General features: G+C 64.8%; 11 protein-coding genes. All 11 read right to left on the minus strand.

The window, feature by feature from the left end:
* Positions 1-9 precede the first annotated feature (9 nt).
* Positions 10-657 (minus strand): acyl-homoserine-lactone synthase, encoded by a 648-nt coding sequence (locus J2X38_RS18665; protein WP_310256191.1) that lies wholly within the window; start codon positions 655-657, stop codon positions 10-12.
* A 57-nt stretch (positions 658-714) separates the two neighbouring features.
* Complete coding sequence (locus J2X38_RS18670; protein WP_062179245.1) at positions 715-1,449, minus strand: LuxR family transcriptional regulator; 735 nt, start codon at positions 1,447-1,449, stop codon at positions 715-717.
* A 234-nt stretch (positions 1,450-1,683) separates the two neighbouring features.
* Positions 1,684-2,616, minus strand: coding sequence for a DUF2493 domain-containing protein (locus J2X38_RS18675; protein WP_310256194.1), 933 nt, complete (start codon positions 2,614-2,616; stop codon positions 1,684-1,686).
* 309 nt (positions 2,617-2,925) lie between these two features.
* Positions 2,926-3,957, minus strand: coding sequence for a toprim domain-containing protein (locus J2X38_RS18680; protein WP_310256196.1), 1,032 nt, complete (start codon positions 3,955-3,957; stop codon positions 2,926-2,928).
* 11 nt (positions 3,958-3,968) lie between these two features.
* On the minus strand, positions 3,969-8,321 hold the full coding sequence (locus J2X38_RS18685; RefSeq protein WP_310256198.1) for a strawberry notch-like NTP hydrolase domain-containing protein: 4,353 nt from the start codon (positions 8,319-8,321) through the stop codon (positions 3,969-3,971).
* 92 nt (positions 8,322-8,413) lie between these two features.
* Positions 8,414-9,058, minus strand: a complete 645-nt coding sequence (locus tag J2X38_RS18690; RefSeq protein ID WP_310256200.1) for an antitoxin of toxin-antitoxin stability system — start codon at positions 9,056-9,058, stop codon at positions 8,414-8,416.
* Between the two features lie 64 nt (positions 9,059-9,122).
* Positions 9,123-9,632 (minus strand): hypothetical protein, encoded by a 510-nt coding sequence (locus J2X38_RS18695; RefSeq protein ID WP_310256202.1) that lies wholly within the window; start codon positions 9,630-9,632, stop codon positions 9,123-9,125.
* Complete coding sequence (locus J2X38_RS18700; RefSeq protein ID WP_293643967.1) at positions 9,625-10,116, minus strand: hypothetical protein; 492 nt, start codon at positions 10,114-10,116, stop codon at positions 9,625-9,627. Before J2X38_RS18700 ends, J2X38_RS18695 begins: the two co-directional genes overlap by 8 nt.
* A 149-nt stretch (positions 10,117-10,265) precedes the next feature.
* Positions 10,266-11,063, minus strand: a complete 798-nt coding sequence (locus J2X38_RS18705) for a hypothetical protein (RefSeq protein ID WP_310256205.1) — start codon at positions 11,061-11,063, stop codon at positions 10,266-10,268.
* A 105-nt stretch (positions 11,064-11,168) separates the two neighbouring features.
* Complete coding sequence (locus J2X38_RS18710) at positions 11,169-12,392, minus strand: ParB/RepB/Spo0J family partition protein (protein ID WP_310256207.1); 1,224 nt, start codon at positions 12,390-12,392, stop codon at positions 11,169-11,171.
* Positions 12,393-12,590: 198 nt separating this feature from the next.
* Positions 12,591-13,817: a phage integrase central domain-containing protein gene (locus J2X38_RS18715; RefSeq protein ID WP_310256209.1), complete on the minus strand. Its 1,227-nt coding sequence runs from the start codon at positions 13,815-13,817 to the stop codon at positions 12,591-12,593.
* Positions 13,818-13,983: the final 166 nt, after the last annotated feature.

Here is a 13,983-nt window from a genome sequence, read left to right on the forward strand (position 1 = left end):
TTACCCTCCTTAGGCTGCGCAGGCGGCCGAGGCCGCGACTGCATTGCTGACGATGCCTGCGGCCGCGAGTTTTGCGACGGTGGAGGCATCGATATCGATGCGGAGGCCAACGAGCGCCTGCCCACGGTGGAGGAGCGGCTCGCCGAGTGAGTGACAGTCCCAGCCGAAGGTCTGGATCTGACGGAACCAGGGCAGTTCGGCAACGCCGGTATAGGTGCTGACCTCGTTGGCGAGCGCGAACTCTGCAAGCCCGACCAGCAGCGCGTCGCGCGCGATCCGCCGCTGCCGCGCGCCGATGCCCGGCGATAGGCAAAAGCGGGTGATTTCGAGGACGTTGGGGCCCTGCGGCACGTCCCCTGCGACCAGCCCCGGGAAGAGGCTGTCGAGGAGGGCAGGCCGGGTGGTGAGTAGCAACCGCGCCGAGGCGAGATGCTCGCCGTCCGGATCGGTCACGATCAGATAGGTGGCATCGACGTTATCGAACTGGTCCAGCTCGAAGCGATCGGCCAGCGCAGGAATATCCCAATTCAGAAGATCGATGAAGACGCGCTTGCGCGCCTCGAACATCGTGCGCATCGCCTTGTGCTCGAGCGCCCGGTTGGTGGAATCGACAATAAGCAGCATGGATTTGCCTCCGTTTGAAAAGAGGCGTTCCAATTGAAGGGCTTTTCGCCGCTGCACCATAGCATGATCGGGGGGTGTCCCCAATTTTTCTCAGCGCTTGGCGATGTCCTCGAAACTTATGTCGCCGTCGTACAGCGCGCGCACGGTGAGCGTGATACCGCCATTCGCCTCGTAGCGCTGGCGGGCATTGCGCAGATGTTCGCGCACCGTGTCCGGGCTGAGACCAAGTCTCAGCCCTATTCTGGGCACGGACTCGCCCTTGGCTGCCCATATCAGCACCTCGCGCTGCCGACGGGTCAGGCGTGGCCCGATGTGCGCGAGATCCGGATAGGCGATAAGGCGCGCCGCATCGAAAGCGGGACCGCCAATCATCCGCGCAAATTGCAGCGCGTCGGCACTCGCAGAGCTACCCGGCTTCCACGCAAACGAAACAGAGCCATGCGCATGGCCGGGAAGATGCGCCGGCACGGTGAGACCGTCACCGATGCCGTGCCGCCGCGCCTCGGCAAGAATGACTTCGTCTTCGGGCCGCTCGGTCTTCATATCGTGCCAGAGGAAACCCGACATACTGCGCTGGCTCTCGCGGTGAACGGGATCTGTGACACCCAGACGTTGCTCGTCGAACCAGAGAGCCCATTCTTCCGGATAATTGTGGACGCGCACGCCCCGATCCGGAGCCGCCAGGAAGTCGATATGGTGACTAAGTGCGAACCACGAGCAGCCCATTCGCGAACACGCTTCCTGCAACAGGTCGGCGAGACCCGCCTTGTCCTTCACCCGGCTGACGTCGAGCGCAAATGCATGCGCGGCGTCCATCGTCGGCATTATGACCCTTGGCGCGCCGACCGGCGTTTCCGACCTGCCGGGTCCGCGTGCCCCTCGTCAGTGCGAGCGGCCTTGCCCTCTTACAAGGCTGGCCGGCCCGCGACGGCCGATCACCGCTGGTCCAGGCGATCCTGGGAGATTCTGAAAGTGCGGGCTAACCTCATATTATTCAAATATATTCCGGAGATAGAACCAGATTGAGGCAATTTCCGCAAAGCCGCGTAAATCCGCGGCTCAGCCACCGCCCTTGCGGAAGTCCCAGAGCGGAATGCCCATTTTCATCGCCTTGTCGGCGAGATTGTCCTGAATTCCGGTTCCCGGAAACACGATGAGACCAACGGGAAGCGCCTCGAGCATCCGGTCGTTGCGCTTGAACGGCGCTGCCTTGCCATGACGATTCCAATCGGGGCGGAAGGCAACCTGCGCAATTCCGCGGCAGTCGGCCCAGCAGGCAGCCACGCGTTCGGCCCCGGTGGGCGTCGCCCCGTGAAGAAGGATCATGTCGGCATGCCGGACCCGGACCTTGTCGAGTGCGCTCCAGATGGCGTTGTGATCATCGCAGTCGCTCCCGCCGGTAAAGGCGATGCGGGTTCCTTCGGGCAGCAAGGCCGCAGCCTTCTCGCGAAGCCGCGCGTCGAGAAAGTCGCGGCTGTCGATCATCGATGCCGTCAGGTTGCGATGGTGCGCTCGCGATCCGGTACGAGGCGCCCAAGCCTTGCGGAGCAGAAGCCGGAATTGGTCGGCGGCGGCCTCGCGGAAAAATTCCATCGCGTCGCGCCGCTCGATCAGGGAGATGCCCTCGCGCGTTGCCCGCTCGAGTTCGACCGAGCGGATCTCGCTGCCATCCTGCTCGCGTTGGAGCCGTCGCTGGGTCTGCTCATTGTCGTCGAGCTGCCGCTCGACCCGCTCGCCGGCACGGTGGAAGATGTTGACGAGATTCCAGAGGAGGTCGTCGAGATCGGACTCGATCCGGGTCTCCACGAGACACCCCGCTAGCGCATCGAACATGTCGGCGATTGCACCACCGGCAAGATGCGCATCGGGGAGCGGTCTCGGGTCGGGTTCATCCTCGAAGGGCCGATGACCGAAGAGCTGCATCTCCTGAAGCAGATAGGCCGTCGTTCCGGGTTCGGCTGGATGGTCGTGAGGGGTGGCGTCGCCGTGCATGATGGATCTCCGTCTGATTGTGCCGCGCCTCGCGCGGCCTTCGTGGCGACGGCCCGCGGCATGCGGGGTGGGTCCGCATCGCGGCGCGCCGCGACCGGAGCGCAGCGGAGGATGGGGGACGCGCGGCTATTTTGTTTCGCGATGCAAAAGGGGCCGCGAGGCCCCGGCGGAAAATAGCCGCGCGTCCGCCATTGCGGCCCCGCCCCGTCTGCCGCAGTCGCCCTCTCGCGAAGGCCGGGCGCGCACGTCGCAGCGGAAAGCCCACGCGCCCATTCGCTGCCCTGCCCCCTTCCGGCGAACCCGATGCGTTCAAAGAAACTTCAAGCGATCGGCAGGCAAGAGCTGGCTGCGAAGCGAGGCCGCCATCGCAGCGCGGCCGACTGCCCTGAGGTCGCCGTTGAAATCGCCATGCCGGGGTTCGAGCGGGAGGACGTCGATGCCACATTGTGACGCGCGCTCGCTGAGCGTCGCCAGCGCAGCGTCCCCGGCGGGATCATCGTCGCGCGCGACGTAGAGCCTCTTCAGCATGTCGGGAAACGCGATAGCGGCAAGATGCGCGCCCGAGAGCCCGGAGATCATCGGCAGGGTCGGCATGACCTGCCGCAAGGACAGGATGGTCTCGATCCCTTCGCCCGCCGCCATGACCCTTCCCGATGCTCCAAACCGGACGCCATTACCGAGCAGATGCCCCATGGCGCGGCGCGGATAGGCGATCGGCGCCTTGTCGTTCGTTTCGGGATCGAGCCAGGTCCGATGCACACCCGTGACGGTCCCGGCGAGGTCGGTCACCGCCGCGATCATCGCCGGCCACGCCGGTCGACCTCCGGGCGCATCGTCGCTGGATGCCCTGTAGAAGCAGTGCGGATGAAAGCGTAGCGGGCAGTCCGGAAGAATGTCGGTGATCGATCGGCCGACCAGATAGGCCTCACCGAGACTCGCCTTCAAGGGCTTGGTCGCAGCCAGCAGCCGACGCGCCGACTCCGGGGACCCGGTGGGAGCCTTTGCGGGTGCAGGATTTCGCGGTGCCTCGGGCGGCGGCGGCAGGCTTAGAAACCGCCGTGCTTCCTCGAGGGTCTCACGAAATGCCGTATGGCCGCAGCTCGCGGCGATGACGTCGAGGAGATCGCCATGGTCGCCGCTCGCAGCGTCGGTCCATTTCCCGGGCGCGCCGCCATTGGCACTGGAAGCAAGCCGCACATAGAGGCTTCGCCCCCGAGAATTGCTGATGTCGCCGACCATCCAGTAATGGCCTTCGCGGCGCCCGTTGGAGAGATAGCGACGGCACACCGCCTCGGCATTCTCCCCGAGACGGCGCGCAACTTCGGATGCTGGACTGGACATGCGGGGCTCCTTCAGGCGGCCTTGCGATCGGCGACCCGCACAATCGGAAACCGATCGACGAGCGCAGCGAACACATCGGCGCCAGCAGCCCCTGCCGGCACGTAGAGCCTCAGTTTCCATGAGACGATCTCGGAGATCAAGCCCATAGCCTTCAGCCGCTCGACGCCGAGATCGTTGAAGCCCGTAAGCTCGACGCGCCAGTCGTTCATCGCCCGGACCCGCCGGACTATTTGCCCCTCCGCGAGCGACAGCACGACGTCGCCCGACTGCACCATGCGCCAGGCGTCGGCGACCGGCAGCTTTGCCGGCGCCTCGCCTGTCACGGCTGCGGCCCATGCCGGAGAGACCTTGCGACCGATCAGCCGCTCGCCCGCATCGGTCTGCAGCCGGTAGACTCGCGCGGACTCCTTCGGCAGCCGCTTCCAGATCGGCAGCAACAGGCCCGCGACCATGTGCAGCGTCGAATGCTCAAACTCGGGAAGCTCGCCGAGTTCCTTCGTCCACGCCGCAGCGAAACTGTCCTCGGAACACTCCTCCCAATTCGTGCCCTCATAATCGTCGGCGAGCATATGCAGTCGCTCGAGCGGCCGCTGCAGACGGATGCGTCGATGCACCGCGCCATCGTCATCGATGATGCTGCGCGCTCGCGACTTCACTGCTGCCCGGCAAGATCGGCTGTTCAAGACGAGAACGCCCATGCCCGTGGCCGCGACCTCGAGGGCATCGGCAAGGCTGATCGGAGACACCCGGTCCTTGCGCTCGATCGTGAGGAGCTGGGTCACCGCGCCGGTTCCGGGATGGGTGTAAATCGTCTCGCGTGCGGCGACCGTGAAGCTTTCGGCACGCAGCGTTTCGAGACCCATCTCATATGTCCCAGACGCGATTGCCCCCTCGATCCGCTGCGACAACAGACCCTCGAACACCTCGAACAGGATGTTCTGCAGGTCGATCGTCAGCGCGAGCATGCGGTTGAGGAAGGTGGTGATCGGCGGAAGCTCATCTTTGAGACCGCCATCGTCGAGGAGCGAGAGTCCCGTCGCCGCTTCGAATGTGAGCAGCGAGCAGCCATCGACCTTGCCGTCGGCGAGCAGGCCGTAGAGCTGACGGAGCGCATCGCGGGCATAGGGCGATTCCAGATTGTCGAGCGGACGGAACATATTCTGCCCGCCGGTCTGCCGCTGCCCGCGCGTGATTGCGCCCAGCGTGTCGAGCCGCCGCGCGATCGTCGAGATGAACCGCTTTTGCGCCTTCACATCGGTCGAGACGGGACGGAAGAGCGGGGGCTGCTTCTGGTTGGTGCGATTGGTGCGCCCGAAGCCCTGGATCGCGGTGTCGGCCTTCCAGCCCGCCTCGAGCAGATAATGGATGCGCCGCCGCTGGTTCTTCACGCCAAGATCGGCATGATAGGATCGCCCGGTCCCGCCGGCTTCAGAGAAGATGAGGATGCGCTTCTCGTCATCCATGAAAGCATGGGTCTCGCCGAGGTTCGCGCTGCCCGGACGATTCTGCACCGCGAAGCGCACCGGCTCCCCTTCCCCGCCGACGGGCACGATCCGCCGCGATCGCCCCGTGACCTCAGCAACCTGTTCGGTCCCGAAATGCTGCACGATCTGGTCGAGCGCACCCGGAACTGGGGGCAGTGATGCGAGCTTCTCGATCATGGCGTCGCGGTGGCGAGCGGCCTCGCGGTTGACCACCGGGTTGCCATCGCCGTCGAACACCGGCCGCGACGACAGATTGCCCTCGCTGTCCTCGCACGGCTCGTAGAGCTGGACGGGAAAGCTGTGCGCCAGATAGTCGAGGACATATTCGCGCGGCGTGATGTCGACCGACACGTCGCCCCACTCCTCGGTCGGAATCTCGGCGAGCCGCCGCTCCTGCAAGGCCTCGCCGGTCGAGACGATCTGCACCACAGCCGCATTGCCGGCATCGAGGTCGGCAGTGATGCTCGCAATCGTCGCCGGCGTCTGCATCGCGGTGATCAGATGGTTGAAGAAGCGCTGCTTCGTGCTCTCGAACGCCGAGCGCGCCGCCGATTTCGCCTGCGTGTTGAGTGTGCCGTGGAGACTGCTCGTCACCCCGGACGCCTCCATCGCGGCATCCAAATTGTTGTGGATGACCTGGAAAGCGCCGGCATAGCTGTCGTAGATCCGGCGCTGCTCATCGGTCAGCGCATGTTCGAGCAGCTCATATTCGACGCCGTCGAATGAGAGCGAGCGGGCCGCGTAGAGACCGAGCGCCTTCAAGTCGCGCGCAAGCACTTCCATCGCGGCGACCCCGCCGTCCTCGATCGCCGCGACGAACTCGCTCCGCGTCGCGAACGGGAAATCGCTGCCGCCCCAAAGACCGAGCCGCTGCGCATAGGCGAGGTTTTGCACGGTGGTCGCGCCGGTTGCCGAGACATAAACGATGCGCGCATCGGGGAGTGCGTGCTGCAGCCGCAGTCCCGCACGCCCCTGCTGCGATGGCTTCTGGTCGCCCCGATCGCCCTTCCCGCCGGCGGCATTCGCCATCGCATGGGCTTCATCGAAGATAATCACCCCGTCGAAGTCGGGTCCCAGCCATTCGACGATCTGGTCGACGCGGCTGGCCTTGCCTTCACGCCCCTGGCTCCGCAGCGTTGCATAGGTGGTGAAGAGAATGCCCTCGGGGAGCTTGATAGGATTTCCCTGCCGATAGCGCGACAGCGGCGTCACGAGGAGTCGCTCTTGCCCCAGCGCCGACCAGTCGCGCTGTGCGTCTTCGAGCAGGCGGTCGGAAATCGACAGCCACACGGCGCGCTTCCGACCCTTGAGCATATTGTCGAGGATGATCCCAGCAACCTGCCGACCTTTGCCCGCGCCGGTGCCGTCACCGAGGAACCAGCCGCGGCGGAAGCGGACGGCGGCGTCATTGTCCTCGCTCGCGGCAGTGACCATGTCCCACGTCTCGTCGACCGTCCACGCGCCCGAGAGATGCCCGGCATGGGCTTCGCCCGCATAAATGATCGATTCCAGCTGCGCGTCTGACAGCACGCCGTCGGCGATCAGATGCTCGGGAAGATGCGGTCGATAGGATGGCTTCGGCGGCGCGACCGACGCCATCGCGGCCGATTGCACGAGCGCGGTCGGATGCGGTTTCGACGACGGAATTGCGAGCGACTGAAGCGCGTAGGGCTCGTAGATCGCCTCGGCGAGTTGGCCTTCGGGCGCCTGCCAGTCGCGAGATTCATAACCGAGTTCGGGCGCCGCGACCGGGGCCGCAGACGACGAAAGCGTCCGGGCCGCGCCGTTCCCGGCCTGCACCAGAGCTCCGGTAGTAGCCGCGACACCCTCACGGGCCGGCGCCTCCGGAGGTGCCGGAGGCGTCCGGGGCGGCACATCCGCACGGACCCATTGGAGCAAGGCCCCAAGGTCGCCCGCCTCACCGCGCGACGGCGCGATCGCCGAAGCATCTGCGGCAGGCATCTTATCGATCACGAGGAGGCGCGTGCTCGTCGTCGTGCCATGCTTCGCATAGACTTTGCCGGCGATCGCCGCCGAGAACAGGATCGTGCCCAGCGCCTGCAGCCGCACGAACGCATCGCGCCATGCGGGCGCGTCGGGCGAGCAGTTCGCGCTAACGATCGCGACCAGGCGGCCGCCGTCCTGCAGCCGCGACAGTGCCGAGCCGATATGCCGGAGAGCGGCATCGCGCATCGTCCGCTCGACCTTGGCAACCGCCGAAAAGGGCGGGTTCATGAGGATGACGGTCGGACGAACGGCGGGAGCCAGCCTGTCGTCGATCGACGCGGCGTCGTGACGTGTCACGGCCGAGGGCGCGAACAGCAGATCGAGAAGGTCGGCGCGGCACTCGCCCAGCTCGTTGAGCGCGAGGCGCGCGCCAGCGAGCTCGGCGTGAATGGCGAGCATGCCGGTCCCGGCCGACGGCTCGAGGACGGTGTCGTCCGGCTGGATCGAGGCGGCGTGGGCGGCAACGAAGGCCAATGGCAGGGGCGTCGAGAATTGCTGCATCGCCTGACTCTCGGAGGAGCGGCGCGTGTGCGTCGGAATGCGGCCCGCGAGACGCTGCCACATCGCGAGCTGTGCGATCGCGGAGAGCTTGCGAACCGCGGGCGTGGCGCCGTAGCGGCGGAGCAGGAGGATCTGTGCGACCTCGCACGCGTCATAGGCGGCTTTCCAGTCCCACGCGCCCTCGGCGTCGCTTGCGCCGAAGGCACCGGCCATAGCCGCGCGCAGCGCGGCCGTGTCGAAGGGATGGCCCGCTTCGAGCAGCGGAAGGATGGCCTCACCCGCCGCAAGCAGCTGCGCTGCAAAGGGGCTGGATGGAACGGGCGCGGAATGAAGCGCCGCGGCTGACGCCGCGCGCGAAGGGAGGCTTTGCATGTCGGGAATTCCTCGGGAGAGCGGGCAGGAACAAGCCGCCGGCCGCTCTCTCTCGGACCCGGTGGCTCATCCCTTCCCGGCCCGTCTCTCCTCTATCCGAACCGCTCCCCTTGTTCGGTGAAGCTGTAGCCGTTGGCGATAATCGCCTCGTCGACCACCGCGTCGGAGCTCAGATAGTCGCTCTCGTCCTCGAGCTTGCCGTAGAGCCAGCGGGCGAGGTCGCGCAGCGCCTCGCTTAGGTCGTCCTCCGCGGTCGCGGTCATATCCTGATACCCGAGGCTGTCCCGCTGGACGCCGATTTCCATACTATACTCATGATAGTAGCGGCCGCGGTGACTGATGCGTGCTCTGAGCTGGAAAAAGTTGGGCCACTGGATCGCCGCCAGTGCATCGGCAATCCGATGGAGTTCAGTATCCTTTGGCGCATACTCGCGGATCAATGAGGCGGAACGCTTCGCGTAGCTATAGTCGCCCTCGAAGCAGGCACCGTCCCCCTGGCTCGCGAAGCCCGAGAACCAGATGCAGGGCTTTCGCCGCGTACCGCCCCCGTGGAGGCGAACGGGCACGGTCGCGAGGTCGACGCCCAGAATCTCGCATATCCGTTCGAAATCCTCACAGACGGCCCAATACCAGTCGTGGTCAAACGCGCCCTGAAGATACCACGCCCGCGCCTTCTCCTTTGCCTCCTCCGACAGTTCCTCGAGGCTGTAGACCGTCGTCTCGATAATCTCGGCCATGACAATCTCCTGCAAAAGAAAAGGCCCGGCGCGGCGGCCGGGCCAGGTTGGGACGATGGACGGGTCAGGCGGTGGCCAGCTCCTCGAGCCGCAGTCGGTTCCGAACCTCGTCGAGGAATGAAGCGGTCGACATAGTCTCGATCGCATCGGCGGTGATCAGCGTCGCTATCCCGCCGAAGCCATCGGGCCGCATCTTGGTGCAGGTCCAGGCAGCAACGACCTCGACATCATCGAGAGCATCGCAGCGTTTGATGATGTCCTGGAAAATGCCCTCATAGCCGATCACCGCCATGTCGAGGGCAAGCTCGCCCTCCGCCGGATCGAGCTTGCGCAGGTGATCCCGGATCGCCGTGACGGCATAGCTGTCTGGGAAGGGATCGACCTCGAGCAGCTGATGCACCTCGGCAAGGTCGAGATGGAGAAGGTCGTTCACATAGTCCTCCGCGAAGAAGTACACCTCGTCCTCGCCTCCTTCGTGGCTGAACATCCCGATCAGGAGACGATGCTCGAGCAAGGTCATCGCGGCGCGCGGGATATCCGGGCGCACGATCGTTGGCGAATGATAGTCAGCCATGCGCCGTCTCCTGTCCGGCCGCCCCGACGGGAATGTCGGGATCGCCTTCGACAACGAGCGTAGGCACGGTGAACTCGGCCTCGTCGAAATAGGCGAGAATGCCCTCAACGCTGCCGCGCCGGACCACTTCGTGCCGATCGATCAGGACGCGATCGGATTCGTCGACGATGAAGCTGTCAGGCGTGCCTTCGCCGCGGAAGACGATCCGCTCTGCGCTCCATTCGGCGAAGAATCCGCCCGCCCAGAATCGGTAAGGCAGTCCATGATCCTGGCAGAACGTTTCGAGCGGCTCGACCTTTCCCCAGGCGACTTCGTTCGCAAACAGTTCGAGCGGTTCGCCGACGGTACGGTGCGAAGACTCGAAGGCGGGGCCGTCCCATTCGATGGAAAGGCTCTCGCCCGCGATGACCGCCGCGAGTGCGAGCCAGGTCTCGGGCGTGAGATGGCCGCCGAGCTTGAACGATATAGAGACGCGGTCAGCCATGATGACCTCCCGCGACGAGGACCGGCATCGCCGGCGCGTCTGCTTGAATTTCATTTCGCATTTTCATTCTCCGTGCAAAAGCGAAAGCCCGGCGCGATGGCCGGGCTTTCGAGGTGGGACTTCAGGGTGCCGCTATGCGCGGCGGAGATTCATTCGGCGCCGATCGCTTCGGGATCGCCCGCATCCTCACCTCCTTCCTCCGCGAGAAAGGCGGGAAGCTCGCCATCCGCCTCGTCGTTGGCCGGCGCCGTTGCCTCCGGCGCCGGGATGGCAGCGCTCTCGAGTTCGGGCGTCCGCATCGGCTCGGGGAGCCAGCCAGCGTCTTCGAGCAGGCGCTCGGCCTCGCGTGCCATGTCGCCCTTCTTCAAATGGTCGATCATTCCGGCAAAATTCTCGCCGCGTGCCTCGGCAACGTCGGCAAGAATCCGCAGCTTCGGAACGCTGCTCAGATAGCCGTCGGCGGTCGGGCGCCAGCCGGCCCCCACGACATCCAGCCCCACGGCCCGCGCGAGCACATGGCTGTGCGCCAGCCGCCGGGCGATCCCGTGCGCCGAGACGCGGCCGTCATAGCCCCGGACGATCTCCGCCTGTGCATTGACGCCGAGCGAGGCGCAATGCGCAAGAAGGCTCGCGCGGTCCTCGTCGCCGAGTTCAAGCAGCCAGTCCCAGACCTCCTTGTCGCTTTTCGGCAGGCGACCACGCCATTCGTCGATGCGTTCCGCGATCGCCTGCCCCGGGGCGCAGTGACGCAGACCTGCCGGAGCGTTGGAAAAATGGACCGAGTTGATCGACGTCTGCAGACAGCTTTCGCGGCTGTAACCGTAAAAGCAGGACAGGACGAACGCATGGAGCACAGCGATATAGGCCGTCTCCGGGCACTTCGCGAAGGCGTCCTGTAGCGCGAGCGTTCTCCACGCCGTGAGGTCGGACACGAGGCGCTCTGACATCGGCTTCAAGGCACCTTCATCGTCCTCGGGCTCGGCCGCAGATTGGCCGGGAGCCGAAGGCGCGGACTTGGAACTGCCGTCGCCGCCGCCTGCGTCATTCGCGCCCTAGTCCGTGCCCTGATCGCCCTCCTCCGGCTCGGCTTCGGGTTCATCCTCCGGCTTCACATAGCCGCGCTCGACGCTCAGCCTCCCGTCGATCCCGATCGAGACGAACGCGCCGGCGATGGCGATCTCGGCGGCATCGAAGACGATCGGGCGGTCGTTGATGCGGCTGATCTCGGCGTCGATCTCCCCGAGCCGGGTGTGGACCTCGTCGGGAACCTCGTCCGCATCGCTCCATTCGTTGCTCAGCGCTTCGCCCTCCGCTTCGAGGTCCGCGCCGAGCTTCTCCTCCTCTGCGCTCATCGGCACTTCGTCGCCGGCAAGGACGCGCATGCCGCGCCCCGGATTGAAGACATGCTCGATCGCGGCGTCGATCCATTTCCAGCCTTCCTCGCCGATCCGCGCCGCTTCGACTTCGAACTTCTCGGCGACGAGCCGGTCGAGCAGGCCGACGTCGGTGAGCCAGCCGCCGTGATCGACTTCGAACAGGTCGCGAACGACACTGCCACCCGCCTCGACATAGGCGTCGAGCCCGACGAAGCGGACACGCTTGTCGGATACGCGGACGCTGTTCTCGGTCAGCCTCTGGCGGATGAACGAAGCGGACGGCTGGAAGTCGTGCTCGACCATCTCCCAGACCTGAATCTGGCGCTCTTCATCGTCCGTCACCGTGAAGGCCATCAGGGTCTCGAGCGACATGCCGTCGTCACCAAAGATGTCGAGCAGCTTTGGCGAGACGCTCGCCAGCTTGAGGCGCTGCCTGACCACCGCCGGCGTCACGAAAAAATGTGCGGCAATGTCCTCGACGGCATTCCCCTTGGCGGCGAGCGCCTGCATGCCGCGAAACTGGTCGAGCGGGTGCAGACTTACGCGCTCTGAATTCTCGGCGAGACTGTCCTCTTCGGCCAGGATATCGTCGTTCGCAGCCCGTACCCTGCACGGGATCGGCGCATTGTTGGCAAGCCGCTTCTGCTTCACCAGCAGTTGGAGCGCGCGGTAGCGTCGCCCGCCTGCCGGCACCTCAAAGTCACCGGTAGGGTTGCCTTCGCTATCGAGGATCGGGCGGACATTCAGGTTATGCAGCAACCCGCGCCGTGCGATGCTGTCGGCCAGTTCGGCAACTGACTGGCCGGGCTTGATCCGCCGAACATTTGCGTCCGAAAGCCGCAACCGGTCAAGCGGGATGGCCTGCGGTTGATCGAGCGTGATTTTTTGCTTGGAAGCCATGACTTTTCTCCGCGACGGCCGACCAAGAGACTCTCTCTCGGCCTTCGAACCGTCGCGAAGCGCCCCTTCCCTCTTGCTCTCACCCGCGCGGTTGGGGGGAGGCAGGGAAGTGAGCTACCGTTCACAACAAGGATGCGAACTGCTGTTTGGCCCGCGATGATAACCACGTTTCGATGCTTGATAGGGAAAACGGCTCGTCTACTCCGCGTCTCCGCCTCCTGTCTGTTCCCCGTCGTCCTCAACAACTTTGCGGGCGAGGCAATAACTGCCCCACGCACCCATGAGCCTGACACGCTCGCCAGGCTTTTCCGCGGTCCCGAGGTAGGTCGTCCGACGGTAAGCGGCCTGCACTGCATCCGGCGTCTTGTGCGCAAGCGCCGCTTCCACAACGGCATCGGGGAAACCCTCGTTCGCCGCCCAATCGGTGAATGTCGACCGGAAGCCGTGGACATGAAAAGGCTCAGCCATGTCACGAAGGACTTTGAGCAGCGTCATATCGGACATATTCTTCCCACTCGCACCGGGGAAAATCACGTCTGTGTCCGGGAGCCTGAAAGCATGCGCTTTTGCAATCACTTCCAGCGCGGCATCGGACAGCGGCACGATATGCGACTTGCCACGCTTCATATGATCGGCGGGCACAGTCCATAGCCGCGCTTCGATGTCGAGTTCGTCCCAGGTCGCCAGACGCACCTCCTGGCTGCGCGCACCGGTCAGGATGAGTAGTTCCAGCGCAAGCCTGCTGTAGGATGGCTTGCGCTGCAGTGCAGTGATGAAACCGGGCAAAGCCGCATATGGCATAGCCTTGCGATTCTCGGTTTTCTTGAGTTGCCGCGGCAAGCCACGCCCCGCTTTCAGGCTGCTATTACCTGAGGGAGCCTCTCGTGAACGCCAGCCCTTTGCATGTGCATAATCCAGCACGGTGCAGATCCGGTTGCGCACCTGACGGGCGGTCTCGGGTATCTCCTGCCAGATCGGCGTGAGCACGTTTATGATGTCAGCCGCGACAATCGCACCGGTCTGCTCGTCGCCCAGTTTCGGGAAGGCGTAATTCTCAAGGCTGGAAAGCCATTGGCGGGCGTAGATCTCGCTCTTCCATCCCGCCTCGTTCTCGGCGTGATATTGCCTCGCCGCTTCGCGAAACGTCACCTTGGCAGACGCCTCGTCTTTCCGCTCAGCCAATATGTCGCGCCGGTCGACCTTGACCGCCTTGCGAAGCTCGCCGGCCTTCTCGCGGACCTGCGCCAAAGTGAACAACTTCGCGCTGCCCAGTCCGATGTCTTGACGCTTACCGTCGCGCTGCAGACGAAGGATCCAAGATGCCCCTCCACGCCTATCGACCTTCAAAAACAAGCCGTCACCATCCTGATAGGTGCCCGGATTCGCAAGAGCGGCCTTGACCGCAACCGCCGTGAGTTTGCCCATGGGAATCTTCCCCCACACTTTCTCCCCACATTCTGGGGAACACGAGTGTGGGGGAAAGACAATCTTCCCCCACACTTCCCCCACACTACGCTCCGGCTGCAGGCAAATTGCCCCGGACGCATGCGGACGATGCGTGGATGATACGCTAGGTTTTCTGGGATTTCTA

The sequence above is a fragment of the Sphingopyxis sp. BE235 genome (assembly GCF_031457175.1).
In the GTDB taxonomy this organism is placed as follows: domain Bacteria; phylum Pseudomonadota; class Alphaproteobacteria; order Sphingomonadales; family Sphingomonadaceae; genus Sphingopyxis.

What these genes read in the sequence shown, in the direction of transcription:
- J2X38_RS18670 (WP_062179245.1), bottom strand. Translation starts at nt 1,449, where the DNA reads ATGCCGACGATGGACGCCGCGCATGCATTTGCGCTCGACGTCAGCCGG.
- J2X38_RS18675 (WP_310256194.1), bottom strand. Translation starts at nt 2,616, where the DNA reads ATGCACGGCGACGCCACCCCTCACGACCATCCAGCCGAACCCGGAACG.
- J2X38_RS18680 (WP_310256196.1), bottom strand. Translation starts at nt 3,957, where the DNA reads ATGTCCAGTCCAGCATCCGAAGTTGCGCGCCGTCTCGGGGAGAATGCC.
- J2X38_RS18685 (WP_310256198.1), bottom strand. Translation starts at nt 8,321, where the DNA reads ATGCAAAGCCTCCCTTCGCGCGCGGCGTCAGCCGCGGCGCTTCATTCC.
- J2X38_RS18690 (WP_310256200.1), bottom strand. Translation starts at nt 9,058, where the DNA reads ATGGCCGAGATTATCGAGACGACGGTCTACAGCCTCGAGGAACTGTCG.
- J2X38_RS18695 (WP_310256202.1), bottom strand. Translation starts at nt 9,632, where the DNA reads ATGGCTGACTATCATTCGCCAACGATCGTGCGCCCGGATATCCCGCGC.
- J2X38_RS18700 (WP_293643967.1), bottom strand. Translation starts at nt 10,116, where the DNA reads ATGGCTGACCGCGTCTCTATATCGTTCAAGCTCGGCGGCCATCTCACG.
- J2X38_RS18705 (WP_310256205.1), bottom strand. Translation starts at nt 11,063, where the DNA reads ATGTCAGAGCGCCTCGTGTCCGACCTCACGGCGTGGAGAACGCTCGCG.
- J2X38_RS18710 (WP_310256207.1), bottom strand. Translation starts at nt 12,392, where the DNA reads ATGGCTTCCAAGCAAAAAATCACGCTCGATCAACCGCAGGCCATCCCG.
- J2X38_RS18715 (WP_310256209.1), bottom strand. Translation starts at nt 13,817, where the DNA reads ATGGGCAAACTCACGGCGGTTGCGGTCAAGGCCGCTCTTGCGAATCCG.